The organism is Paraburkholderia sp. LEh10, assembly GCF_017814945.1.
Taxonomy (GTDB): domain Bacteria; phylum Pseudomonadota; class Gammaproteobacteria; order Burkholderiales; family Burkholderiaceae; genus Paraburkholderia.
Genome location: NZ_JAGIPX010000048.1, coordinates 14,179 through 35,698, shown reverse-complemented (window position 1 = coordinate 35,698; position 21,520 = coordinate 14,179). Strand labels below are relative to the sequence as shown.

The window sequence follows — 21,520 nt, the reverse complement described above, 5'->3', positions numbered from 1 at the left end:
GGCTTTTTCGCGGTTGTCAGAACGCTTATTCAGCTTCTGCAACGTTTTCGACTTCCTCGACCTCCGGACGGTCGAGCAGTTCGACCAGTGCCATCGGCGCGTTGTCGCCGACACGGAAACCGAACTTCAGGATGCGCAGGTAGCCACCCGGACGGTTCGCGAAGCGCGGGCCCAGCACGTCGAACAGCTTCGTGACCGAGTCACGATCGCGCAGACGGTTGAATGCCAGACGGCGGTTTGCCAGCGACGGCTTCTTGCCGAGCGTGATCAGCGGCTCGACGACCTTACGGAGTTCCTTCGCCTTCGGCAACGTGGTCTTGATGACCTCGTGCTCGATCAGCGAGTTTGACATGTTACGGAGCATTGCCAGACGGTGGCTGCTCGTGCGGTTCAGTTTCCGCAGACCATGACGGTGACGCATTTCAGTTTCCTTGAATCAAAGTTTTGGTCCAGCTCTTCTATCGCTTTCTATGATGCCGAAAGCACGGGCCGGTAGGAAAAAAGGCAAGACGCGGATTTTAAAGGAAAATCCGCGTCTTTGCCAGTTGCGGTACAGCTTCTGTTCGACGTGAAATTACTTGTCGAGACCAGCCGGCGGCCAGTTTTCGAGCTTCATGCCGAGCGTCAGGCCACGCGAAGCGAGCACTTCCTTGATCTCGTTCAGCGACTTGCGGCCAAGGTTCGGCGTCTTCAGCAGCTCGTTTTCGGTGCGCTGGATCAGGTCGCCGATGTAGTAAATGTTCTCTGCCTTCAGACAGTTCGCCGAACGAACCGTGAGTTCGAGATCATCGACCGGACGCAGCAGGATCGGATCGATCTGCGGAGCGCGCGACGGTGCTTCTGCCGCTGCTTCCGTGCCTTCCAGCGCGGCGAACACCGACAGCTGATCGACCAGAATACGCGCCGATTGACGAATCGCTTCTTCAGGTGAAATCACGCCGTTGGTTTCGATGTTCATCACGAGCTTGTCGAGGTCAGTACGCTGTTCGACGCGCGCACTTTCCACAGCGTAGCTCACGCGGCGAACCGGCGAGAACGACGCGTCCAGCACGATACGACCGATGATCTTGGCCGACTCTTCGCCGTAACGACGCACATTGCCCGGCACGTAACCACGGCCCTTTTCAACCTTGATCTGAACGTCGAGCTTGCCGCCCTTCGACAGATGAGCGATCACGTGATCCGGGTTGATCACTTCGCAGTCGTGCGCGAGTTCGATGTCGCCCGCGGTCACAACGCCTTCACCTTCCTTGCGCAGCGTAACCGTTACTTCGTCACGGTTATGCAGCTTGAACACCACGCCCTTCAGGTTCAACAACAGGTTGACCACGTCCTCCTGCACACCATCGAGCGTCGAATATTCATGCACGACGCCTGCGATCGTCACTTCGGTCGGCGCATAGCCCACCATCGACGACAGCAACACACGCCGAAGCGCGTTACCCAAGGTGTGGCCGTAACCGCGTTCAAACGGTTCCATGACCACTTTCGCGTGGCTTTCGCCAAGCGATTCAACTGCGATGATCTTGGGCTTCAACAAACTGGTTTGCATAGGTTTTCCTTTTCAATACCCTCGGCTCGTTACACCGATAAGGCTGACCGGTAACAACCTGAAAATAAACAGCCGAGGCGCCCCCTTGCCTAACGCAATCCGGGAACCTCGGCCGTCAATCCGATTACCGCGAATACAATTCGACGATCAGGCTTTCGTTGATGTCGCCAGCGATGTCGCTGCGTTCCGGCATTTGCTTGAACGTGCCTTCGAACTTCTTCGAATCGACAGCAACCCATTGCGGCAGACCGCCTTGCTCGGCGAGCGACAGCGCTTCGAGAATACGCGCCTGCTTCTTCGCCTGTTCGCGCACGGCAACCACGTCGCCAGCCTTGACTTGCAGCGACGGGATGTTAGCGACGACGCCGTTCACCGTGATCGACTTGTGGCTCACGAGCTGACGTGCCTCAGCGCGCGTCGAGCCGAAGCCCATGCGATACACGACGTTGTCCAGACGCGACTCGAGCAGCTTCAGCAGGTTTTCACCCGTGTTGCCCTTGCGGCGGTCGGCTTCGGCGAAGTAGCGGCGGAACTGGCGCTCGAGCACGCCGTAGATGCGCTTCACTTTTTGTTTTTCGCGCAGCTGCGTGCCGTAATCGGACGTACGTGCGCCCGAGGTGCGGCCGTGTTGACCGGGCTTGCTGTCAAGCTTGCACTTGTCAGCGAGCGAACGACGTGCGCTCTTCAGGAAGAGATCGGTGCCTTCACGGCGAGACAGCTTGGCTTTAGGGCCGATATAGCGTGCCACTTTGCATTCCTTCTATGATTGATCACGTGAACATTCATTCACGCTAGTCCGAACCCTTTGGGTCGAACGGTGGGCTTAGTCAATTCAATAACGCAAGCAGCCTGCTACCGCCATTAGCGGCAACAGGCGCAAGCGGAGCAAGCGTCTTAGATACGACGACGCTTCGGCGGACGGCAGCCGTTGTGCGGAACCGGCGTCACGTCGGAGATCGCGGTGATCTTGATACCAAGACCATGCAGCGCGCGCACCGCCGACTCGCGGCCAGGACCAGGGCCCTTGATACGCACTTCGAGGTTCTTCACGCCGTATTCCATCGCCACGCGGCCAGCCGACTCAGCTGCAACCTGGGCTGCAAACGGGGTCGACTTACGCGAACCCTTGAAGCCTTGGCCACCCGACGTTGCCCAGGCCAATGCATTGCCTTGACGGTCGGTGATCGTGATGATGGTGTTGTTGAACGACGCGTGAACGTGAACCACGCCCTCGGCGACGTTCTTCTTGACCTTCTTGCGAACGCGTTGCGCCGCGGTGTTGTTCGAAGCCTTAGCCATTACGTTTTCCTGTAACTGTCAGTCTCGCTTACTTCTTCAGCGCTTGCGCTGCACGACGCGGACCCTTGCGCGTACGCGCATTCGTACGCGTGCGCTGGCCACGCAGGGGCAGGCCCTTACGATGACGCACGCCACGATAGCAACCGAGATCCATCAGGCGCTTGATGTTCATCGTCGTTTCACGGCGCAAATCGCCTTCAACGATGAACTTGCCGACTTCTTCACGCAGCTTTTCGAGATCTGCGTCGGTCAGGTCCTTAACCTTCTTCGAAAATGCCACACCAGCGGCGACGCAAATGTCGCGCGAACGCGTGCGGCCGATACCGTAGATTGCCGTCAGGCCGATTTCGGTATGCTGGTGGTTCGGGATGTTAACCCCTGCGATACGAGCCATTGTTTTTCCTCAAACAAAAAGCGCAAACAAAAGCGCGGCGTTCAGCCTTGACGCTGCTTGTGGCGCGGATCAGAGCTGCAAATCACGCGAACGACGCCCTTGCGCTTGATGATCTTGCAATTGCGGCAAATGCGCTTAACCGATGCCATCACTTTCATGATATTACCCTTTTTTCAAATCACTTCGCCCGGAACACGATCCGCGCACGCGACAGATCGTAAGGCGTCAATTCAACCGTCACCTTGTCGCCCGGCAGAATACGAATGTAGTGCATCCGCATCTTGCCGGATATGTGTCCCAACACGACATGGCCGTTTTCCAGCTTCACCCGGAAGGTAGCATTGGGGAGGTTTTCGATAACCTCGCCTTGCATCTGGATTACATCGTCTTTGGCCATAAGTCCTTTCAACGCATCGGGACGCCGCCGCCCTTGAAGTTTGCCTTCTTCAGCAGCGACTCATACTGTTGCGACATAACGTACGACTGCACCTGCGCCATGAAGTCCATTGTGACGACGACAATGATCAGCAGCGACGTTCCACCAAAATAAAACGGCACATTCCAGCGCAGCACCAGAAACTCGGGCAGCAGACAGACGAACACGATATAGATCGCACCGGCCAACGTCAGACGCGTCAGGATGCGGTCGATATAACGTGCAGTCTGGTCACCCGGGCGAATACCGGGGACGAATGCACCACTCTTCTTCAGGTTGTCGGCCGTTTCCCTGCTGTTGAACACCAGCGCGGTGTAGAAGAAGCAGAAGAACACGATCGCCAACGCATACAGCAACACGTACACCGGCTGACCAGGCTTGAGCGCTTCAGCCACATTGTGCAGTGTGTCCGCGAACCAGCCGGTCCGCGTTCCGGAACTGAACCAGTTCAGGATGGTTGCCGGGAACAGGATGATCGACGATGCGAAGATCGGCGGAATCACGCCCGACATGTTCAACTTCAACGGCAGATGCGACGACTGTCCGCCATAAATCTTGTTACCGACCTGCCGCTTCGCGTAATTCACAAGGATCTTGCGCTGGCCGCGTTCGATGAACACAACCAGATACGTCACAGCAGCAATCAGCGCAACCACGATAATCGCCGAAATGATACTCATCGAGCCAGTTCGCACCAATTCGAAGAGACCACCGATCGCATTCGGGAAACCCGCAGCGATACCGCCGAAAATAATGATCGAGATGCCATTACCCAGACCGCGTTCCGTGATCTGCTCACCGAGCCACATCAGGAACATCGTGCCGGTTACGAGCGTCACAACCGTCGTCAGCCGGAAAACCATGCCAGGGTCAATCACCAACGCTGGCTGATTCTCCAGCGCGACGGCGATGCCGAACGCCTGGAACGTCGCCAGAACCACCGTGAAGACACGCGTGTACTGCGTGATCTTCCGTTGACCTGCCTGCCCTTCCTTCTTCAGCGCTTCCAGTTGCGGCGACACGATCGCCAGCAACTGCATGATGATCGACGCCGAGATGTACGGCATGATCCCTAGCGCGAAAATCGTGAACCGCGAAAGTGCGCCACCCGAAAACATGTTGAACATGCCAAGGATGCCGCCCGACTGGCTTTGGAACAGCTTTGCCAGCTGGTCCGGGTCAATACCCGGCACCGGAATGTGCGCGCCAATACGGTAGACGACCAGCGCCAGCAGCAGGAACACTGCACGCCGGCGCAGATCGCCGAACTTCGCCGCGCTTCGACCGGGTTTTGCGAGACTCGGGCTGTTAGCCAAGTACCTTCTCCGATGCAAATGCTAGTGACGGCAAACGACTTGCACGTTACTCGGCGAAAGAACCGCCAGCTGCTTCGATCGCAGCGCGCGCGCCCTTCGTCGCACCCAGACCCTTCACGACGATCTTGCGCTTCAGCTCGCCCGTCGCGATGATCTTGGCGCTCGTCATCATCTCGCCGATCAGACCGGCTTGCTTCAGTGCGAGCAGATCGATTTCGTCGACCGGCAGTTTTTCCAGATCGCCAAGGCGCACTTCACCGACGAATTCCTTCGTCAGCGAGGTAAAGCCACGCTTCGGCAGACGGCGTTGCAGAGGCATTTGACCGCCTTCGAAGCCGACCTTGTGAAAGCCGCCCGAACGCGATTTCTGACCCTTGTGACCACGGCCGGCGGTCTTGCCGAGGCCGGAGCCGATGCCGCGACCAACGCGACGCTTTGCGTGCTTCGCGCCTTCAGCCGGCTTCAGGTTATTCAATTCCATTATCAACTCCTTGAGTGCCCGAACGGCCGCTTAGCCGATGACCTTAACGAGGTACGAAACCTTGTTGATCATGCCGCGCACAGCCGGCGTGTCCTGCAACTCGCTAACCGAGTTCAGGCGGCGCAGGCCAAGACCGCGCACCGTTGCGCGGTGCGATTCGCGGGTCCCAATCAGGCTCTTGACGAGCTGAACCTTGACAGTTTTTTCAGACATGGTGACCACCTTAGCCCAGAATTTCTTCGACGGACTTACCACGCTTCGCCGCGATGTCCGCCGGCGTCGACTGCTTGCGCAAGCCGTCCAGCGTCGCACGGACGAGGTTGTACGGGTTCGTCGAACCGTGGCTCTTGGCCACGACGTTTTGCACGCCCATCACGTCGAACACTGCGCGCATCGGGCCGCCAGCGATCACGCCGGTACCGTCCTTCGCCGGAGCGAGGAGAACCGTCGATGCGCCGTGCTTGCCGTGCACTTCGTGCTGCAACGTACCGTTCTTGAGCGGCACCTTGAACATGTTGCGGCGGGCTTGTTCCATTGCCTTCTGAACAGCAACGGGCACTTCCTTTGCCTTGCCCTTGCCCATGCCGACGCGGCCATCACCGTCGCCAACCACGGTCAGTGCGGCGAAGCCGAGAATACGGCCACCCTTCACGACCTTGGTCACGCGATTGACCGAAATCATCTTTTCGCGAAGGCCGTCGTCGCGTTCGTCAGCCTGAACTTTCGCTTGCATCTTTGCCATGACGAATTCCTTCCTTAGAACTTGAGCCCGGCTTCGCGCGCCGCATCAGCCAGCGCCTTCACGCGGCCGTGGTAGCGGAAACCCGAGCGGTCAAAGGCGACGGATTCGATGCCGGCAGCCTTAGCCTTTTCTGCGATGCGCTTGCCGATCAGGGTTGCAGCGGCAACGTTGCCACCCTTGCCCGACTTGTCGGCCAGCTGCGCACGCACTTCGGCTTCGAGCGTCGATGCGCTGGCGAGCACCTTGGTGCCGCACGGCGAGAACACTTGCGCATAGATGTGCGTGTTCGTGCGATGCACGGCCAGACGCGCGACTTGCAGCTCAGCGATCTTGAGACGCGTCTGACGAGCGCGGCGCAGGCGAGATTGAGTCTTATCCATGATTGCGCACCCTTACTTCTTCTTCGTTTCTTTGAGGATCACAACCTCGTTGGCATAGCGCACGCCCTTGCCCTTATAGGGCTCCGGCGGACGGTAGCCGCGCACTTCTGCAGCGACCTGGCCAACTTTCTGCTTGTCGATCCCCTTGATCACGATTTCGGTCTGCGACGGAGTTTCAGCCTTGATGCCTTCGGGCATCTGGTGCACCACCGGGTGCGAGAAACCCAGCGACAGATTCAGCTTGTCGCCTTGCGCTTGCGCACGATACCCAACGCCAACCAGCGTCAGCTTGCGCTCGAAACCCTTCGTCACGCCTTGCACCATGTTCGCGACCAGCGCGCGCATCGTGCCCGACATCGCATTTGCTTCGCGGCTTTCGTCAACCGGCTCGAACTTCAGCGTGCCGTTGTCGTTCACCACCTTCACCAGGCGATTCGCGTTCTGCGTAATCGTGCCCAGCGGGCCCTTGACGGTAATGCGCTCGTCGCTCAGGGCCACTTCTGCGCCTTGCAGCGCGATCGGGCTTTTACCTACTCGAGACATGTTTCTCTCTCCCTTCGGCTTTAAGCGACGTAGCAGATGACTTCGCCGCCGACGCCAGTAGCGCGCGCCTTGCGGTCGGTCATCACACCCTTCGGCGTCGAAACGATCGCGACGCCCAGGCCATTCATGACCTGCGGAATGTCGTTGCGGCCGCGGTACACGCGCAGACCGGGCTTCGAGACGCGCTCGAGGCGCTCGATAACCGGACGGCCTGCGTAGTACTTCAACGCGATGTTCAATTCCGACTTCGCACCTTCAGCCTTCACCGCGAAATCGTCGATATAGCCTTCATCCTTCAGGACTTGCGCGATTGCAACCTTGACTTTCGACGAGGGCATCGTCACCGAAACCTTCTCGACCATCTGCGCGTTGCGGATGCGAGTCAGCATATCGGCGATAGGATCACTCATGCTCATTTACGTTTCTCCTATTACCAGCTCGCCTTGGTCAGGCCAGGGATCTCGCCGCGGAACGCGATTTCGCGAATCTTGTTACGCGCCAGCCCGAATTTACGGAACGTGCCACGCGGACGACCGGTGAGAGCACAACGGTTGCGCTTACGGGTCGGGTTTGCATTGCGCGGCAGTTGCTGCAGCTCGAGGCGAGCCGCATAACGCTCTTCTTCCGACTTGCTTTGGTCGTCGATGATTGCCTTCAGCTCAGCACGCTTCGGTGCGAACTTGGCAGCCAGGCGCGCACGCTTCTTTTCACGTTCGATCAGTGCCAGTTTAGCCACGGTAACCTCAGTTTCTGAACGGGAACTTGAAGCTGGCGAGCAGTGCCTTTGCTTCGTCGTCAGTCTTCGCAGTCGTCGTGATGCTGATGTTCAGCCCACGCAGCGCGTCGATTTTGTCGTAGTCGATTTCGGGGAAAATGATCTGCTCTTTCACACCGATGTTGTAGTTGCCACGACCGTCGAATGCACGGCCCGACACGCCACGGAAGTCACGCACACGCGGGAGCGCGACCGTCACGAAACGGTCCAGGAATTCGTACATTGCCTGGCCACGCAGCGTGACCATTGCGCCAATCGGGTAACCCTGACGGATCTTGAAGCCCGCGATTGCCTTGCGCGCTTTCGTGATCACCGGCTTTTGGCCCGCGATCTTCGTCAGATCGCCAACGGCGTTCTCGATGATCTTCTTGTCAGCGACGGCTTCACCAAGACCCATGTTCAGGGTGATCTTGGTAATGCGCGGCACTTCCATCACGGACTTGTAACCGAACTTCTCGATCAGGCCAGGAACAACCTTCTCTTTATAAAATTCTTGCAAACGTGCCATTTTTTACTCCGCAGCGTCAGGCGCTCAGCACAGCACCGGTCGTCTTCAGGAAACGGACTTTCTTGTCCCCCTCGACCTTGATGCCGACACGCGACGGCTTGCCATTCGCGTCGACCAGCGCGACGTTCGAAATATGCAACGGCATCGCCTTCGCTTCCACGCCGCCCGTCGTACCCTTCATCGGGTTCGGCTTCACATGCTTCTTGGCGATATTCAAGCCCTCGACGGTCACACGGTCGTCGCCAACGGCCAGCACGACGCCGCGCTTGCCCTTGTCTTTGCCGGTGATGACGACGACTTCGTCACCCTTGCGAATCTTGTTCATCTCGGCTCCTTACAGCACTTCCGGCGCGAGCGAAACGATCTTCATGAAGCGTTCGCTACGCAGCTCACGCGTGACCGGCCCGAAGATGCGGGTGCCGATAGGCTCGAGCTTGGTATTCAAAAGCACGGCGGCGTTGCCGTCGAACTTGATCAGCGAGCCGTCTTGACGGCGAACGCCCTTGGCAGTGCGGACCACCACAGCGTTGTAAATTTCGCCTTTCTTCACGCGCCCGCGCGGCGTTGCCTCTTTGACGCTCACCTTGATGATGTCGCCGATGTTGGCATAACGACGCTTCGAGCCGCCGAGCACCTTGATGCACATGACTTCACGCGCACCCGTGTTGTCGGCCACTTCGAGCCGAGTTTCGGTCTGGATCATGGTTTATCTTTCCCAACTTAATCCGATTGCACCACCATGGCACACTCGGTCAGTCTTGGTCCCGTCAGCCAATCGGCTGCTTGGGTTAGAACAGCAGCGACGGCAAACGAAACCCGCCATCGCAATCCGGTGATTCTGCCGACATGGACTGGCGCCCATATCGCTTCCCCCACCTACAACTTCGCCCGCGATGGGGCTCCCACAAAGAGGGAAGACCGAGATTATAACAAATAATCCCGGTCTTGCAAGCGAAATCTACTGCGATTTCAACTACTTCTGTTGCCCAGCTGCCTTAGATGATGCGAGCAGCTTCGACCAGACGGGACACCGTCCAGGCCTTCGTCTTCGACACCGGACGAGTTTCCTGGATTTCAACGAGGTCGCCCTCGTTATAGGTGTTCGCTTCGTCGTGAGCGTGGTACTTCTTCGAGCGTACGACGTACTTGCCGTAGATCGGGTGCTTCACGCGGTGCTCGACCAGCACGGTAACCGTCTTGTCCATCTTGTTGCTGACGACCTTGCCGACCAGCGTCCGCTTGAGCGAGGTTTTTACGCTATCGTTCATTTCTGGTTCGCCTTCTCAGTCAGGACGGTCCGCACACGTGCGATGTCGCGACGGACCTTCTTCAGCTGGCTCGTGTTCGTGAGCTGCTGGGTCGCGAGTTGCATGCGCAGGCCGAATTGCGCCTTCAACAGGTCCGACAGCTCCTTGTTGAGCGCGGCCTTATCTTTCTGGTGAAGTTCGGATGCCTTCATCATTCACTCCTTAGGCGCCGAGCTGACGAACCATGAACGTCGTCTTCAGCGGCAGCTTGGCTGCAGCCAGACGGAACGCTTCACGTGCCAGTTCTTCGGACACACCGTCCATTTCGTACAGCATCTTGCCCGGTTGAATCTCGGCGACGTAGTACTCAGGGTTACCCTTACCGTTACCCATACGCACTTCAGCCGGCTTTTGCGAGATCGGCTTGTCCGGGAAAATGCGAATCCAGATGCGGCCGCCGCGCTTGATGTGACGCGTCATTGCACGACGCGCTGCTTCAATCTGACGCGCGGTCAGGCGGCCGCGACCGATAGCCTTCAGACCGTATTCACCGAACGACACCGCGTTACCACGCGTTGCCACACCAGTGTTACGACCTTTCTGCTCTTTGCGATACTTCCTGCGTTTCGGTTGCAGCATCGTTATTCTCCAGTCTTACCGTCGCCGGCACCGCCACGACGCGGGGCGCCACGGCGAGCACCTGCCGGTGCACCTTCACCATCGCGACGCGGGCGGCGGTCACCCGGACGTGCGTTGCGGCGCGGACGCTTTTCTTCGGCGACTTCTTCAACCACCGGAGCGTCGTTGCGGCCGAGCGTGTCGCCCTTGTAGACCCACACCTTCACGCCGATGATGCCGTACGTCGTCTTCGCTTCCGAGGTTGCGTAGTCGATGTCCGCACGCAGCGTGTGCAGAGGCACGCGGCCTTCGCGATACCACTCGGTACGAGCAATTTCGATACCGTTCAGACGGCCCGCGCTCATGATCTTGATGCCTTGAGCACCCAGACGCATCGCGTTTTGCATCGCACGCTTCATCGCGCGGCGGAACATGATCCGGCGCTCGAGCTGTTGCGTGATCGAATCGGCGATCAGTTGCGCATCGGTTTCCGGCTTGCGGATTTCTTCGATGTTGACGTGAACCGGAACGCCCATACGCTTTTGCAGCTCGGACTTCAGCAGTTCGATGTCTTCACCCTTCTTGCCGATCACGACACCCGGACGCGAGCTGAAAATCGTGATGCGCGCGTTCTTTGCAGGACGCTCGATCACGACGCGGCCGACGGACGCGTTCTTCAGCTTCTTCTTCAGGTATTCACGAACACCGATGTCTTCCTGCAACATCGCCGCGAAATTGTTGTTGTTCGCGTACCAACGCGACGCCCAATTGCGGCTGACGGCCAAACGGAAGCCAGTCGGATGAATTTTCTGTCCCATCGTATGACCCCTTAATTCCCGACCGTCACAGTGATGTGACAGGATTGCTTCTCAATGCGGTTACCGCGGCCCTTGGCGCGCGCGGTGAAACGCTTGAGCGATGCCGCCTTGTCGACGTAGATGCTCTTGATCTTGAGCTCGTCGATATCGGCGCCCTCGTTGTGCTCCGCATTCGCGATCGCCGACAGCACGACCTTCTTCACGATGCCAGCCGCTTTCTTCGGCGAGAACGTCAGAACGTTCAGCGCCTTGTCGACCGGCAAACCGCGGATCTGGTCAGCCACAAGGCGCGTCTTCTGCGCCGAGATGCGGGCACCGCGATGAATTGCTTTCACTTCCATCTTGATTGCCCCTTATTTCTTGGCCTTCTTGTCGGCCGCGTGACCCTTGAACGTACGGGTCAGTGCGAACTCGCCAAGCTTGTGGCCGACCATGTTTTCCGTGACATACACCGGAACGTGTTGACGGCCGTTGTGAACAGCGATCGTCAGACCGATGAAGTCCGGCAGGATCGTCGAGCGACGCGACCAGGTCTTGATCGGCTTCTTGTCGCGCGATGCTGCAGCCGCCTCAACTTTCTTCAGCAAATGGGCGTCGCAGAACGGACCTTTTTTAATAGAACGTGCCATTGCCTACTCCTTAACGCTTGTGACGGCGCTGGACGATCATGCTCGTCGTGCGCTTGTTGCTACGAGTGCGATAGCCCTTCGTCGGCGTACCCCACGGGCTCACCGGATCGCGACCTGCAGCCGTCTTGCCTTCACCACCACCGTGCGGGTGATCGACCGGGTTCATTGCAACACCACGCACCGTCGGGCGGATACCGCGCCAGCGGTTCGCGCCAGCCTTACCGATTTGACGGAGGCTGTGCTCTTCGTTGCCCACTTCACCGATGGTCGCGCGGCATTCGATGTGAACGCGGCGGATTTCGCCCGAACGCAAACGAACCTGTGCGTACGTGCCTTCACGAGCCAGCAGCATCGCCGACGTGCCAGCCGAACGCGCCATTTGCGCGCCCTTGCCCGGCAGCATTTCAATGCAATGAATCGTCGTACCGACGGGGATGTTGCGGATCGGCAGCGTGTTGCCTGCGCGGATCGGAGCTTCCGAACCCGACATCAGTTGCTGACCAACCGTCACGCCCTTCGGAGCGATGATGTACCGGCGCTCGCCATCTGCGTACACGACCAGCGCGATGTTCGCGCTACGGTTCGGATCGTATTCCAGGCGTTCAACCTTTGCCGGAATGCCATCCTTCGTGCGACGGAAGTCGACGATACGATAGTGCTGCTTGTGACCACCGCCCTTGTGACGGGTGGTGATGTGACCGTTGTTGTTACGGCCGGCGGTCGAGCTCTGCGTGTCGAGCAGCGGTGCGTACGGCTTGCCCTTGTGCAGATCCTTGTTGACCACCTTGACCATCGCGCGGCGACCCGGCGAAGTCGGCTTAACTTTCACGATTGCCATGATTACTTGGCCTCCGCTTCGAAGTTGATTTCCTGGCCGGGCTTCAGGCAGACGTACGCCTTCTTCACGTCCTTGCGCTTGCCCATGAAGCGGCCAAAGCGCTTGGCTTTGCCCTTTTGGACCAGCACGTTGACGGAATCGACTTCCACCTTGAACAGCAGCTCGACAGCAGCCTTCACTTCCTGCTTCGTAGCGTCCGGCGCAACTTCGAACACGACTTGCTCGTTCTTGTCAGCCACCAGCGTCGCCTTTTCGGAGATCACCGGCGCGAGCAGAACTTGCATCAAACGATGATCGTTTTTGCGAACTTCGCTCATGACAGCAACTCCTCGATCTGGGCGACCGCAGCCTTCGTGATCAGCACTTTCTTGAAGTAGATCAGCGACAGCGGGTCGGCGTAACGCGGCTCGACAACGGCCACGTGGGCCAGATTGCGCGACGCGAGGTACAGGTTTTCGTCAACCGTGTCGGTGATGACCAGCACGGAATCGAGACCCATTGCCTTGAACTTTTCGGCCAGCAGCTTCGTCTTCGGCGCCTCGAGCGTCAGCTCGTCGACAACCGCGATACGGCCTTCACGGGCCAGCTGCGAGAAGATCGAGCAGAGACCTGCGCGATGCATCTTCTTGTTGACCTTGTGCGAGAAATTTTCTTCCGGCGAATTCGGGAAGATGCGACCACCGCCACGCCACAGCGGGCTCGACGACATACCGGCACGAGCACGGCCCGTACCTTTCTGGCGCCACGGCTTCTTCGTGGTGTGCTTGACCTGCTCGCGATCCTTCTGAGCGCGGTTGCCGCTACGTGCGTTCGCCTGGTATGCGACGACGATCTGGTGAATCAGGGCTTCGTTGTAGTCACGGCCGAACACGACGTCCGACGCGCTGACTGCCGCGCCTTCCTGACCATTGGCGTTCAGGAGCTTAAGTTCCATTATTTCGCTCCTTTCACGGCACGCGTCTTGACAGCCGGCGTCACGAAAACCTTGCCGCCCTTCGCACCCGGAACAGCACCCTTGACCAGCAGCAGCTTACGGTCTGCGTCGATACGCGCGATCTCGAGGTTTTGCACGGTGACCGTCTCGTCACCCATGTGACCCGTCATGCGCTTACCCGGGAAAACACGACCCGGATCCTGCGCCATACCGATCGAGCCCGGCACGTTGTGCGAACGCGAGTTACCGTGCGATGCACGGCCCGAGCCGAAGTTATAACGCTTGATGGTTCCGGCGTAGCCCTTACCGATCGAGGTGCCTTGCACGTCGACCTTCTGGCCCACTTCGAAGAGATCCACACCGATCACGGCGCCGTTCGACAACTCGGCTGCCTTGGCGGCGTCGATTTGGAATTCCTTGAGGATTTCACCGGCTTGAACACCGGCTTTGGCGAGATGACCTGCCAGCGGCTTCGTCACGCGCGATGCACGGCGCGTACCGAAGGCAACCTGAACGGCCGTGTAGCCGTCGGTTTCAACCGTCTTGATCTGCGTCACGCGGTTGTCGGACACGTCCAGCACGGTGACGGGAATCGAATCCCCTTCAGCCGTGAAGATACGGGTCATGCCAACCTTGCGACCTACGAGTCCAAGGCTCATCGTTTTCTCCATTCCCGACTGCGATTGGTCGGGGCTAATTTACAAAATGCCGCGCACTTCAAGGCGAAGCACAGCGGCTTTTTTACGCAAATGCGCGAAAAGCCTAGCATTATAGCGAGGCTTTTCGTTTTCCGCAAGCAATCAAAGACTTAGCGGCATCCGATAGTTTGGATGCCTCTCAAAACCTTTACTGCAGCTTGATTTCGACGTCCACGCCAGCCGGCAGATCCAGCTTCATCAGTGCGTCGACGGTCTTGTCCGTCGGATCGACGATGTCCATCAGGCGTTGGTGCGTACGGATTTCGAGCTGATCGCGCGACGTCTTGTTGACGTGCGGCGAACGCAGGATGTCGAAACGCTGAATACGGGTCGGCAGGGGCACCGGACCACGAACGATTGCGCCAGTCCGCTTTGCCGTGTCGACGATTTCAGCTGCCGATTGATCAATCAGACGATAGTCGAAAGCCTTCAGACGAATGCGGATTTTCTGGTTCTGCATGACGAATTCCTTGGAAAGAGCGAGGCGGTATTGCACCGCCGACTAGTAAAAGAACGTAGGTCCGGACGCCCGCCGAGAGCGAGTGCCCGGACCCGGGCACTGCATACTGCTGTTACAGCAATCCTCGATTTTACTCGATGATCTTGGCAACGACACCTGCGCCGACGGTACGGCCACCTTCGCGGATTGCGAAGCGCAGACCTTCTTCCATGGCGATCGGCGCGATCAGCTTGACCGTGATCGACACGTTGTCGCCCGGCATCACCATTTCCTTGTCCTTCGGCAGCTCGATCGAGCCCGTCACGTCCGTCGTGCGGAAGTAGAACTGCGGACGGTAGTTGTTGAAGAACGGCGTATGACGGCCGCCTTCGTCCTTGCTCAGCACGTACACTTCAGCCGTGAAGTGCGTGTGCGGCGTGATCGAACCCGGCTTGGCCAGCACCTGGCCGCGCTCCACGTCTTCACGCTTCGTGCCGCGCAGCAGGATACCGACGTTGTCGCCTGCCTGACCCTGGTCGAGCAGCTTGCGGAACATTTCCACGCCCGTGCAGGTCGTCTTCACCGTCGGCTTGATACCGACGATTTCGATTTCCTCGCCGACCTTGATGACACCGCGCTCGACGCGGCCCGTCACCACCGTGCCACGACCCGAGATCGAGAACACGTCTTCCACCGGCATCAGGAATGCACCGTCAACCGCGCGCTCCGGCGTCGGGATGTACGTATCCAGCGCGTCGGCCAGGTTCATGATCGCCACTTCGCCCAGCTCGCCCTTGTCGCCTTCGAGCGCCAGCTTCGCCGAGCCCTTGATGATCGGCGTGTCGTCGCCCGGGAAGTCGTACTTCGACAGCAGCTCGCGCACTTCCATTTCGACCAGCTCGAGCAGCTCCGCGTCGTCGACCATGTCGCACTTGTTCAGGAACACGATGATGTACGGCACACCGACCTGACGCGCCAGCAGGATGTGCTCACGCGTTTGCGGCATCGGGCCGTCAGCGGCCGAGCACACCAGGATTGCGCCGTCCATCTGCGCTGCGCCCGTGATCATGTTCTTCACGTAGTCAGCGTGGCCCGGGCAGTCGACGTGCGCGTAGTGACGGTTAGCCGTCTCGTACTCGACGTGCGCCGTGTTGATCGTGATGCCGCGCGCCTTTTCTTCCGGCGCCGCGTCGATCTGGTCGTACGCCTTTGCCTCACCGCCGAACTTTGCGGTCAGCACCGTCGTGATTGCTGCCGTCAGCGTGGTCTTGCCGTGGTCAACGTGACCGATCGTGCCCACGTTCACGTGCGGCTTGGTCCGTTCGAATTTACCTTTAGCCATGGTTCTCTTCTTTCAAAAAATTGTTCGATGAATGACTGTGCGAGGTCTTACTTCGACTTCGCGTTGATGATCGCTTCCGACACGTTACGCGGAGCTTCTGCGTAGTGCTTGAACTCCATCGTGTACGTTGCGCGGCCCTGCGTCAGCGAGCGCAGCGACGTCGAGTAGCCAAACATCTCCGACAGCGGCACTTCAGCGCGAACGATCTTGCCACCGCCCACCATGTCTTCCATGCCCTGGACGATACCGCGACGGCCCGACAGGTCGCCCATCACGTTGCCCATGTAGTCTTCAGGCGTTTCGACTTCCACGGCCATCATCGGCTCGAGGATCACCGGGCTCGCCTTGCGCATTGCTTCCTTGAACGCCATCGAACCAGCCATGCGGAACGCATTTTCGTTCGAGTCAACGTCGTGGTACGAACCGAACGTCAGGTGAACCTTGACGTCGACGACCGGGAAGCCAGCCAGCACGCCGGCCTTCAGCGTTTCCTGGATACCCTTGTCGACCGCCGGGATGTATTCACGCGGAATCACACCACCCTTGATCTCGTCCAGGAACTCGTAGCCCTTGCCTTGTTCGTTCGGCTCGAGCGTGATGACCGCGTGACCGTACTGGCCCCGACCACCCGACTGCTTGACGAACTTGCCGTCGACGTCCGCAGCCGTAGCGCGGATCGTTTCGCGGTAAGCGACCTGCGGCTTGCCGACCGTCGCTTCCACGCCGAATTCACGCTTCATACGGTCGACCAGAATTTCGAGGTGGAGCTCGCCCATGCCCGAAATAATGGTTTGGCCCGACTCTTCGTCCGTTTGAACGCGGAACGACGGGTCTTCCTGTGCCAGACGGTTCAGCGCCAGGCCCATCTTTTCCTGGTCAGCCTTGGTCTTCGGCTCGACAGCCTGCGAAATCACCGGCTCCGGGAAAATCATGCGTTCGAGCACGATCGGGTTCTGCGGATCGCACAGCGTGTCGCCCGTGGTCGCTTCCTTCAGGCCAACGGCTGCAGCGATATCGCCCGCGCGCACTTCCTTGATTTCTTCGCGCTGGTTCGCGTGCATCTGCAGAATACGGCCGAGACGTTCCTTCTTGTCCTTGGTCGCGTTCAGCACCGTGTCGCCCGAATTGACGACGCCCGAATACACACGGAAGAAGATCAGCTGACCAACGAACGGGTCCGTCATGATCTTGAACGCGAGTGCCGAGAACTTTTCGTCGTCAGCTGCGCGGCGCTCTGCCTTTTCACCGTTTTCCAGCTCGCCGGTAACCGGCGGGATGTCCACGGGCGACGGCAGGAAGTCCAGAACGGCGTCCAGCATGCGTTGCACGCCCTTGTTCTTGAACGCGGTGCCGCACAGCATCGGCTGGATTTCGCAAGCGATCGTACGGTCGCGCAGACCCTTGATGATTTCCGCCTCCGACAGCTCGCCGTCTTCGAGGTACTTGTTCATCAACTCTTCGCTCGACTCAGCCGCGGCTTCGATCATCTTTTCGCGCCATTCGTTGCACGAATCGACCAGTTCAGCCGGGATGTCTTCGTACGAGAACTTGGTGCCCTGGGACGCTTCGTCCCAAATGATCGCCTTCATCTTCATCAGATCGACGACGCCCGTGAAGTTCTCTTCCGCGCCGATCGGCACGACGACGGGAACCGGGTTCGCCTTCAGACGCAGCTTGAGCTGGTCGTAGACCTTGAAGAAGTTCGCGCCGGTACGGTCCATCTTGTTGATGAACGCGAGACGGGGAACCTTGTACTTGTTCGCCTGGCGCCACACCGTTTCCGACTGCGGCTGCACGCCGCCCACTGCGCAGTAGACCATGCACGCGCCGTCGAGCACGCGCATCGAGCGCTCGACTTCAATCGTGAAGTCGACGTGGCCCGGGGTGTCGATGATGTTGATACGGTGTTCTGCGCGGTCGCCTGCCATGCCCTTCCAGAACGCCGTGGTGGCAGCGGACGTGATCGTGATACCACGTTCCTGTTCCTGCTCCATCCAGTCCATGGTGGCGGCGCCGTCGTGCACTTCACCGATCTTGTGGTTCACGCCGGTATAGAACAGGATGCGCTCGGTCGTCGTCGTCTTGCCGGCGTCGATGTGAGCGCTAATACCGATGTTGCGGTAGCGCTCGATAGGAGTCTTGCGAGCCACTTTGATCCTCTATTGGGATGACACGATGGAACCTGCCCATCGCGCCCTAACACAAACGGGCGAGGCGCTTTGTAAGCGCACCCGCCCGGAATTCTTTCCGCTTTACTGCCAGCCCGGGATGGGTGCTTAGAAACGGAAATGCGAGAACGCCTTGTTGGCTTCCGCCATCCGGTGAACTTCGTCGCGCTTCTTCATTGCGCCACCGCGGCCTTCAGCCGCTTCCGAAAGTTCACCAGCCAGACGCAGAGCCATCGACTTCTCGCTGCGCTTCTTCGCGGCTTCACGCAGCCAACGCATCGCCAATGCCATACGACGCGACGGACGCACTTCGACCGGAACCTGATAGTTCGCACCACCAACGCGGCGGCTCTTCACTTCGACCACCGGCTTGACGTTGTTGAGCGCTACCGTGAACACTTCCAGCGGGTCCTTGCCACCCTTGGTCTGGATCTGTTCGAAAGCGCCGTACACGATGCGCTCGGCAACCGACTTCTTGCCGGAGAGCATCAGCACGTTCATGAATTTTGCTACATCAACGTTACCGAACTTCGGATCCGGCAACACTTCCCGCTTGGGGACTTCGCGACGACGCGGCATGTTTCTTCCTTTACCTTTTCAGTTGGAGCAGTGCTTGTTCACCACCCCGCGGCCACCAACTAACCCGATTCATCCATTACGACTTACCAGCCTGGTCGGGTGACCACTTACTCGACAGCACCGGCTATCCGGCACCACCGCTAAAACCGCTCTTGCGAGCGACCTGTTACTGCTGACCGGCTGATTACTTGCCAGCCTTGGCGCGCTTCGCACCGTACTTCGAGCGAGCCTGCTTACGATCCTTGACGCCCTGGGTATCCAGCGAGCCACGAACCATGTGGTAACGCACACCCGGCAAGTCCTTCACACGGCCGCCGCGGATCAGCACGACCGAGTGTTCCTGCAGGTTGTGGCCTTCACCACCGATATACGAAATCACTTCGAAGCCGTTCGTCAGACGAACCTTGGCAACCTTACGGAGTGCCGAGTTCGGCTTCTTCGGCGTCGTGGTGTACACACGCGTGCACACGCCGCGACGCTGGGGGCAGTCCTGCAGGGCCGGGCTCTTGCTTTTCGTCGTTTCCGACGTGCGGCCTTTGCGAACCAGTTGATTGATGGTTGGCATTGTTTATTCCTGAAATTGAACAAAATCGACGCGTTCGTTCTTGGGCAAAGCAAAAACGAACACGCTTCTGACTCCCGGTATTGGAGGACGAGCGGCCAGCGTGCGCCAGACGCAATCCTGCCAAAATCCGGAACCTAGCATCATATTCCGAAAATCCCAAACGAGTCAATAGCTTGCGTCGGTCCAAGAGGATTTCGCGGGGAGCCGGAGCTTAATCAGTCAGCGGCGACGACTTCGAGCAATTCGTCGCCGAAACGGTCGAGCTTACGAGCACCCATACCCGGGATGTGACGCAAGTCCTCGATCGACTCGGGACAATTGCGCGCGATTTCCGCCAGAGTCGCGTCGTGAAAGATGACATAAGCGGGCACGCCATCGCTCTTGGCGGTTTCGGTCCGCCATGCGCGCAGCCTGTCCCAGCGGGCGCGTTCGCGAGCATTCATGCCCGCCGTAGGATCGGCGCGCTCGCTCGTCCGTCCCGACGACTGGCGCGTGCGCACCGGCTTCACGTAGCGGCGCATGATCACTTTCTGCTCGCCCTTCAGCACGGGCTTGCTCGCCTCAGTCAGAACCAGCGCGCCGAAACCCTCGTGATCGACGGTGAGAAATCCGAATGCCACGAGTTGACGAAACACAGCGCGCCACTCGTGTTCGGACAATTCAGCACCGATTCCAAAGGTGGTCAGCTTTTCGTGACCGCGCTGCAGAATTTTCTCGTTGCGATTGCCGCGCAAAATATCAATCAGATGCCCGGCTCCGAAATTGAAGCCGCTTGCACGCTGGACCCGGAACACACACGACAGTGCCATCTGCGATTCGCGCGTCGCGTCCCACGACGCCGGAGGATCCAGACATGTATCGCAGTTGCCGCAAGGCTTGCCCTCCTCGCCGAAGTACGCAAGCAGGCGCACCCGTCGACACGACGCGGTTTCGCATAGCCCAAGCAACGCGTCGAGTTTGCCCGTTTGCACGCGTTTGTGAGCGTCGTCAGCTTCGGACTCGTCGATCATCTTGCGCTGCTGCACGACGTCGCCTAGCCCGTAAGCCATCCATGCGTTCGCCGGCAATCCGTCACGGCCCGCGCGGCCCGTTTCCTGGTAGTAGCCTTCGACGCTCTTCGGCAAATCCAGGTGGGCGACGAAGCGCACATCAGGCTTGTCGATGCCCATGCCGAACGCAATCGTCGCGCACATCACGATGCCTTCCTCGCGCTGGAAGATCTCCTGATGCTGCTGCCGGACATCGAAGTCCATGCCCGCGTGATAAGGCAGCGCGCGCAGGCCCTGCCCCTTCAGCCATTCGGCCGTTTCCTCCACCTTCCGACGCGACAGGCAGTAGACAACACCGGCATCCGTCGTGCCGTCCGGACGTGTGTGTTCCGCACGGACGAAATCGAGTAACTGTGCGCGCGCATTGTCCTTCTCGACTATCCGGTAGCGGATGTTCGGCCTGTCGAAGCTCGATACGAAAACGCGCGCATCGTCGAGCGCGAGTCGATGGATGATTTCGTCGCGCGTGATGGCGTCGGCCGTGGCCGTCAGCGCGATGCGGGGCACGGAAGGAAACCGCTCGTGAAGCACCGAGAGCTGGATGTATTCAGGGCGGAAATCGTGCCCCCATTGCGACACGCAATGCGCTTCGTCGATGGCGAACAGGCCGATGCGCGTGCGCTCGAGCAAGTCCAGAAAGCGCGGGGTCATCAACCGCTCGGGCGCGACGTACAGCAGATCGATCTCGCCTTCACGCAGCGCGCGCTCCGTGGCGGCGGCATCGGCGCCCGACAGCGTCGAATTCAGATATGCCGCGCGCACGCCGACTTCGGTGAGCGCCGCAACCTGATCCTGCATCAGCGCGATCAGCGGCGACACGACGATACCCGCGCCCAATCCCGCTTCACGCCGCACCAGCGACGGAATCTGATAACACAGCGACTTGCCGCCGCCCGTCGGCATCAGCACGAGGCAATCGCCTCCTGCCGAAACATGTTCGACGATTTCGCCCTGCTGCCCTCGGAACGCGGGATAACCGAAAACTTCGTTGAGGATCTGGAGCGGACGGGACATGAAGAAAAGAAAGAAGAGCGCAGAGCGGGTGACCGGAATTTTACCAACGCAACCGCGTTTCGCCGGGGCTTTGTCGACGCATTCGCTATCCGGCAGAGTCCAGATGACCTAGGCAAAACGCGCAAGTGACAGACGAAAAAAACCGCCCGGTCGAAG

34 protein-coding genes are annotated in these 21,520 nt (G+C 59.1%); all 34 read right to left on the bottom strand.

The features are described 5' to 3' along the window. Window positions 1-25: 25 nt before the first annotated feature. Window positions 26-421 (bottom strand): 50S ribosomal protein L17, encoded by a 396-nt coding sequence (gene rplQ, locus J8I87_RS30970; protein WP_007730705.1) that lies wholly within the window; start codon window positions 419-421, stop codon window positions 26-28. Window positions 422-574: 153 nt separating this feature from the next. After that, window positions 575-1,552: a DNA-directed RNA polymerase subunit alpha gene (locus J8I87_RS30965; protein WP_007730697.1), complete on the bottom strand. Its 978-nt coding sequence runs from the start codon at window positions 1,550-1,552 to the stop codon at window positions 575-577. A gap of 124 nt (window positions 1,553-1,676) precedes the next feature. Beyond that, window positions 1,677-2,300 (bottom strand): 30S ribosomal protein S4, encoded by a 624-nt coding sequence (gene rpsD, locus J8I87_RS30960; RefSeq protein ID WP_035988825.1) that lies wholly within the window; start codon window positions 2,298-2,300, stop codon window positions 1,677-1,679. 146 nt (window positions 2,301-2,446) lie between these two features. Beyond that, window positions 2,447-2,851 (bottom strand): 30S ribosomal protein S11, encoded by a 405-nt coding sequence (gene rpsK, locus J8I87_RS30955; protein ID WP_017777173.1) that lies wholly within the window; start codon window positions 2,849-2,851, stop codon window positions 2,447-2,449. 28 nt (window positions 2,852-2,879) lie between these two features. Then, window positions 2,880-3,245: a 30S ribosomal protein S13 gene (rpsM, locus tag J8I87_RS30950; protein ID WP_054918516.1), complete on the bottom strand. Its 366-nt coding sequence runs from the start codon at window positions 3,243-3,245 to the stop codon at window positions 2,880-2,882. Between the two features lie 41 nt (window positions 3,246-3,286). After that, on the bottom strand, window positions 3,287-3,403 hold the full coding sequence (gene rpmJ / locus J8I87_RS30945) for a 50S ribosomal protein L36 (RefSeq protein WP_004199844.1): 117 nt from the start codon (window positions 3,401-3,403) through the stop codon (window positions 3,287-3,289). A 20-nt stretch (window positions 3,404-3,423) separates the two neighbouring features. Beyond that, complete coding sequence (infA, locus tag J8I87_RS30940; RefSeq protein WP_004521905.1) at window positions 3,424-3,642, bottom strand: translation initiation factor IF-1; 219 nt, start codon at window positions 3,640-3,642, stop codon at window positions 3,424-3,426. A gap of 8 nt (window positions 3,643-3,650) precedes the next feature. Then, window positions 3,651-4,997, bottom strand: coding sequence for a preprotein translocase subunit SecY (secY, locus tag J8I87_RS30935; RefSeq protein WP_209935962.1), 1,347 nt, complete (start codon window positions 4,995-4,997; stop codon window positions 3,651-3,653). Between the two features lie 46 nt (window positions 4,998-5,043). Beyond that, the gene (gene rplO, locus J8I87_RS30930; protein WP_209935961.1) at window positions 5,044-5,478 is read right to left on the bottom strand and encodes a 50S ribosomal protein L15; all 435 of its coding nucleotides are present in this window, start codon (window positions 5,476-5,478) and stop codon (window positions 5,044-5,046) included. A gap of 30 nt (window positions 5,479-5,508) precedes the next feature. After that, window positions 5,509-5,691 (bottom strand): 50S ribosomal protein L30, encoded by a 183-nt coding sequence (gene rpmD / locus J8I87_RS30925; protein WP_004202755.1) that lies wholly within the window; start codon window positions 5,689-5,691, stop codon window positions 5,509-5,511. A 10-nt stretch (window positions 5,692-5,701) separates the two neighbouring features. Next, a complete protein-coding gene (rpsE, locus tag J8I87_RS30920) occupies window positions 5,702-6,220 on the bottom strand; it encodes a 30S ribosomal protein S5 (RefSeq protein ID WP_004197945.1) in 519 nt (172 codons plus the stop codon). A gap of 14 nt (window positions 6,221-6,234) precedes the next feature. Beyond that, the gene (gene rplR, locus J8I87_RS30915; protein ID WP_087736419.1) at window positions 6,235-6,600 is read right to left on the bottom strand and encodes a 50S ribosomal protein L18; all 366 of its coding nucleotides are present in this window, start codon (window positions 6,598-6,600) and stop codon (window positions 6,235-6,237) included. 12 nt (window positions 6,601-6,612) lie between these two features. Beyond that, window positions 6,613-7,143, bottom strand: coding sequence for a 50S ribosomal protein L6 (gene rplF, locus J8I87_RS30910; RefSeq protein ID WP_209935959.1), 531 nt, complete (start codon window positions 7,141-7,143; stop codon window positions 6,613-6,615). Between the two features lie 20 nt (window positions 7,144-7,163). Beyond that, complete coding sequence (gene rpsH, locus J8I87_RS30905) at window positions 7,164-7,559, bottom strand: 30S ribosomal protein S8 (RefSeq protein WP_007730595.1); 396 nt, start codon at window positions 7,557-7,559, stop codon at window positions 7,164-7,166. A 14-nt stretch (window positions 7,560-7,573) separates the two neighbouring features. Next, a complete protein-coding gene (gene rpsN / locus J8I87_RS30900) occupies window positions 7,574-7,879 on the bottom strand; it encodes a 30S ribosomal protein S14 (protein ID WP_209935958.1) in 306 nt (101 codons plus the stop codon). Window positions 7,880-7,886: 7 nt separating this feature from the next. Further along, window positions 7,887-8,426, bottom strand: coding sequence for a 50S ribosomal protein L5 (gene rplE, locus J8I87_RS30895; RefSeq protein ID WP_006052214.1), 540 nt, complete (start codon window positions 8,424-8,426; stop codon window positions 7,887-7,889). A gap of 16 nt (window positions 8,427-8,442) precedes the next feature. Then, complete coding sequence (rplX, locus tag J8I87_RS30890) at window positions 8,443-8,751, bottom strand: 50S ribosomal protein L24 (protein WP_209935957.1); 309 nt, start codon at window positions 8,749-8,751, stop codon at window positions 8,443-8,445. Between the two features lie 9 nt (window positions 8,752-8,760). After that, window positions 8,761-9,129: a 50S ribosomal protein L14 gene (gene rplN, locus J8I87_RS30885; RefSeq protein ID WP_012402188.1), complete on the bottom strand. Its 369-nt coding sequence runs from the start codon at window positions 9,127-9,129 to the stop codon at window positions 8,761-8,763. 292 nt (window positions 9,130-9,421) lie between these two features. Beyond that, window positions 9,422-9,694, bottom strand: coding sequence for a 30S ribosomal protein S17 (gene rpsQ / locus J8I87_RS30880; RefSeq protein ID WP_054918505.1), 273 nt, complete (start codon window positions 9,692-9,694; stop codon window positions 9,422-9,424). Beyond that, window positions 9,691-9,885, bottom strand: a complete 195-nt coding sequence (gene rpmC / locus J8I87_RS30875) for a 50S ribosomal protein L29 (protein WP_075159014.1) — start codon at window positions 9,883-9,885, stop codon at window positions 9,691-9,693. Before rpmC ends, rpsQ begins: the two co-directional genes overlap by 4 nt. Before the next feature lie 10 nt (window positions 9,886-9,895). Next, window positions 9,896-10,312 carry a 50S ribosomal protein L16 gene (gene rplP, locus J8I87_RS30870; protein ID WP_012402192.1) on the bottom strand — a complete coding sequence of 139 codons (417 nt, stop codon included), beginning with the start codon at window positions 10,310-10,312 and terminating at the stop codon, window positions 9,896-9,898. A gap of 2 nt (window positions 10,313-10,314) precedes the next feature. After that, entirely contained in the window at window positions 10,315-11,109 is a 795-nt protein-coding gene (gene rpsC, locus J8I87_RS30865) for a 30S ribosomal protein S3 (RefSeq protein WP_012402193.1), read from the bottom strand. Between the two features lie 11 nt (window positions 11,110-11,120). Next, complete coding sequence (rplV, locus tag J8I87_RS30860) at window positions 11,121-11,450, bottom strand: 50S ribosomal protein L22 (protein WP_004199272.1); 330 nt, start codon at window positions 11,448-11,450, stop codon at window positions 11,121-11,123. Between the two features lie 12 nt (window positions 11,451-11,462). Continuing rightward, window positions 11,463-11,738 (bottom strand): 30S ribosomal protein S19, encoded by a 276-nt coding sequence (rpsS, locus tag J8I87_RS30855; RefSeq protein WP_006998484.1) that lies wholly within the window; start codon window positions 11,736-11,738, stop codon window positions 11,463-11,465. A 10-nt stretch (window positions 11,739-11,748) separates the two neighbouring features. Further along, window positions 11,749-12,576: a 50S ribosomal protein L2 gene (gene rplB, locus J8I87_RS30850; protein WP_028367649.1), complete on the bottom strand. Its 828-nt coding sequence runs from the start codon at window positions 12,574-12,576 to the stop codon at window positions 11,749-11,751. 2 nt (window positions 12,577-12,578) lie between these two features. After that, window positions 12,579-12,893 (bottom strand): 50S ribosomal protein L23, encoded by a 315-nt coding sequence (gene rplW / locus J8I87_RS30845; RefSeq protein ID WP_054929165.1) that lies wholly within the window; start codon window positions 12,891-12,893, stop codon window positions 12,579-12,581. After that, window positions 12,890-13,510, bottom strand: a complete 621-nt coding sequence (gene rplD, locus J8I87_RS30840) for a 50S ribosomal protein L4 (RefSeq protein ID WP_087736410.1) — start codon at window positions 13,508-13,510, stop codon at window positions 12,890-12,892. Before rplD ends, rplW begins: the two co-directional genes overlap by 4 nt. Beyond that, entirely contained in the window at window positions 13,510-14,169 is a 660-nt protein-coding gene (rplC, locus tag J8I87_RS30835; protein WP_209935989.1) for a 50S ribosomal protein L3, read from the bottom strand. The genes rplD and rplC overlap by 1 nt, the downstream gene beginning before the upstream one ends. 187 nt (window positions 14,170-14,356) lie before the next feature. Beyond that, window positions 14,357-14,668, bottom strand: coding sequence for a 30S ribosomal protein S10 (gene rpsJ / locus J8I87_RS30830; protein WP_006998489.1), 312 nt, complete (start codon window positions 14,666-14,668; stop codon window positions 14,357-14,359). Window positions 14,669-14,798: 130 nt separating this feature from the next. Continuing rightward, the gene (gene tuf / locus J8I87_RS30825) at window positions 14,799-15,989 is read right to left on the bottom strand and encodes an elongation factor Tu (protein ID WP_012402197.1); all 1,191 of its coding nucleotides are present in this window, start codon (window positions 15,987-15,989) and stop codon (window positions 14,799-14,801) included. A 47-nt stretch (window positions 15,990-16,036) separates the two neighbouring features. Beyond that, window positions 16,037-18,139 (bottom strand): elongation factor G, encoded by a 2,103-nt coding sequence (gene fusA, locus J8I87_RS30820; protein ID WP_209935956.1) that lies wholly within the window; start codon window positions 18,137-18,139, stop codon window positions 16,037-16,039. A gap of 126 nt (window positions 18,140-18,265) precedes the next feature. Further along, window positions 18,266-18,736, bottom strand: coding sequence for a 30S ribosomal protein S7 (rpsG, locus tag J8I87_RS30815; protein WP_006053291.1), 471 nt, complete (start codon window positions 18,734-18,736; stop codon window positions 18,266-18,268). Window positions 18,737-18,920: 184 nt separating this feature from the next. Next, window positions 18,921-19,301, bottom strand: a complete 381-nt coding sequence (gene rpsL / locus J8I87_RS30810; protein ID WP_006053290.1) for a 30S ribosomal protein S12 — start codon at window positions 19,299-19,301, stop codon at window positions 18,921-18,923. A 215-nt stretch (window positions 19,302-19,516) separates the two neighbouring features. After that, window positions 19,517-21,364, bottom strand: a complete 1,848-nt coding sequence (recQ, locus tag J8I87_RS30805; RefSeq protein ID WP_209935955.1) for a DNA helicase RecQ — start codon at window positions 21,362-21,364, stop codon at window positions 19,517-19,519. Between the last annotated feature and the right edge of the window lie 156 nt (window positions 21,365-21,520).

Bases quoted from the DNA above. Each gene is read 5' to 3' on its own strand.
- rplQ (WP_007730705.1), bottom strand. From the start codon at position 421: ATGCGTCACCGTCATGGTCTGCGGAAACTGAACCGCACGAGCAGCCAC.
- J8I87_RS30965 (WP_007730697.1), bottom strand. From the start codon at position 1,552: ATGCAAACCAGTTTGTTGAAGCCCAAGATCATCGCAGTTGAATCGCTT.
- rpsK (WP_017777173.1), bottom strand. From the start codon at position 2,851: ATGGCTAAGGCTTCGAACAACACCGCGGCGCAACGCGTTCGCAAGAAG.
- rpsM (WP_054918516.1), bottom strand. From the start codon at position 3,245: ATGGCTCGTATCGCAGGGGTTAACATCCCGAACCACCAGCATACCGAA.
- rpmJ (WP_004199844.1), bottom strand. From the start codon at position 3,403: ATGAAAGTGATGGCATCGGTTAAGCGCATTTGCCGCAATTGCAAGATC.
- infA (WP_004521905.1), bottom strand. From the start codon at position 3,642: ATGGCCAAAGACGATGTAATCCAGATGCAAGGCGAGGTTATCGAAAAC.
- rplO (WP_209935961.1), bottom strand. From the start codon at position 5,478: ATGGAATTGAATAACCTGAAGCCGGCTGAAGGCGCGAAGCACGCAAAG.
- rpmD (WP_004202755.1), bottom strand. From the start codon at position 5,691: ATGTCTGAAAAAACTGTCAAGGTTCAGCTCGTCAAGAGCCTGATTGGG.
- rpsE (WP_004197945.1), bottom strand. From the start codon at position 6,220: ATGGCAAAGATGCAAGCGAAAGTTCAGGCTGACGAACGCGACGACGGC.
- rplR (WP_087736419.1), bottom strand. From the start codon at position 6,600: ATGGATAAGACTCAATCTCGCCTGCGCCGCGCTCGTCAGACGCGTCTC.
- rplF (WP_209935959.1), bottom strand. From the start codon at position 7,143: ATGTCTCGAGTAGGTAAAAGCCCGATCGCGCTGCAAGGCGCAGAAGTG.
- rpsH (WP_007730595.1), bottom strand. From the start codon at position 7,559: ATGAGCATGAGTGATCCTATCGCCGATATGCTGACTCGCATCCGCAAC.
- rplE (WP_006052214.1), bottom strand. From the start codon at position 8,426: ATGGCACGTTTGCAAGAATTTTATAAAGAGAAGGTTGTTCCTGGCCTG.
- rplX (WP_209935957.1), bottom strand. From the start codon at position 8,751: ATGAACAAGATTCGCAAGGGTGACGAAGTCGTCGTCATCACCGGCAAA.
- rplN (WP_012402188.1), bottom strand. From the start codon at position 9,129: ATGATCCAGACCGAAACTCGGCTCGAAGTGGCCGACAACACGGGTGCG.
- rpsQ (WP_054918505.1), bottom strand. From the start codon at position 9,694: ATGAACGATAGCGTAAAAACCTCGCTCAAGCGGACGCTGGTCGGCAAG.
- rpmC (WP_075159014.1), bottom strand. From the start codon at position 9,885: ATGAAGGCATCCGAACTTCACCAGAAAGATAAGGCCGCGCTCAACAAG.
- rplP (WP_012402192.1), bottom strand. From the start codon at position 10,312: ATGCTGCAACCGAAACGCAGGAAGTATCGCAAAGAGCAGAAAGGTCGT.
- rpsC (WP_012402193.1), bottom strand. From the start codon at position 11,109: ATGGGACAGAAAATTCATCCGACTGGCTTCCGTTTGGCCGTCAGCCGC.
- rplV (WP_004199272.1), bottom strand. From the start codon at position 11,450: ATGGAAGTGAAAGCAATTCATCGCGGTGCCCGCATCTCGGCGCAGAAG.
- rpsS (WP_006998484.1), bottom strand. From the start codon at position 11,738: ATGGCACGTTCTATTAAAAAAGGTCCGTTCTGCGACGCCCATTTGCTG.
- rplB (WP_028367649.1), bottom strand. From the start codon at position 12,576: ATGGCAATCGTGAAAGTTAAGCCGACTTCGCCGGGTCGCCGCGCGATG.
- rplW (WP_054929165.1), bottom strand. From the start codon at position 12,893: ATGAGCGAAGTTCGCAAAAACGATCATCGTTTGATGCAAGTTCTGCTC.
- rplD (WP_087736410.1), bottom strand. From the start codon at position 13,510: ATGGAACTTAAGCTCCTGAACGCCAATGGTCAGGAAGGCGCGGCAGTC.
- rplC (WP_209935989.1), bottom strand. From the start codon at position 14,169: ATGAGCCTTGGACTCGTAGGTCGCAAGGTTGGCATGACCCGTATCTTC.
- rpsJ (WP_006998489.1), bottom strand. From the start codon at position 14,668: ATGCAGAACCAGAAAATCCGCATTCGTCTGAAGGCTTTCGACTATCGT.
- tuf (WP_012402197.1), bottom strand. From the start codon at position 15,989: ATGGCTAAAGGTAAATTCGAACGGACCAAGCCGCACGTGAACGTGGGC.
- rpsG (WP_006053291.1), bottom strand. From the start codon at position 18,736: ATGCCGCGTCGTCGCGAAGTCCCCAAGCGGGAAGTGTTGCCGGATCCG.
- rpsL (WP_006053290.1), bottom strand. From the start codon at position 19,301: ATGCCAACCATCAATCAACTGGTTCGCAAAGGCCGCACGTCGGAAACG.
- recQ (WP_209935955.1), bottom strand. From the start codon at position 21,364: ATGTCCCGTCCGCTCCAGATCCTCAACGAAGTTTTCGGTTATCCCGCG.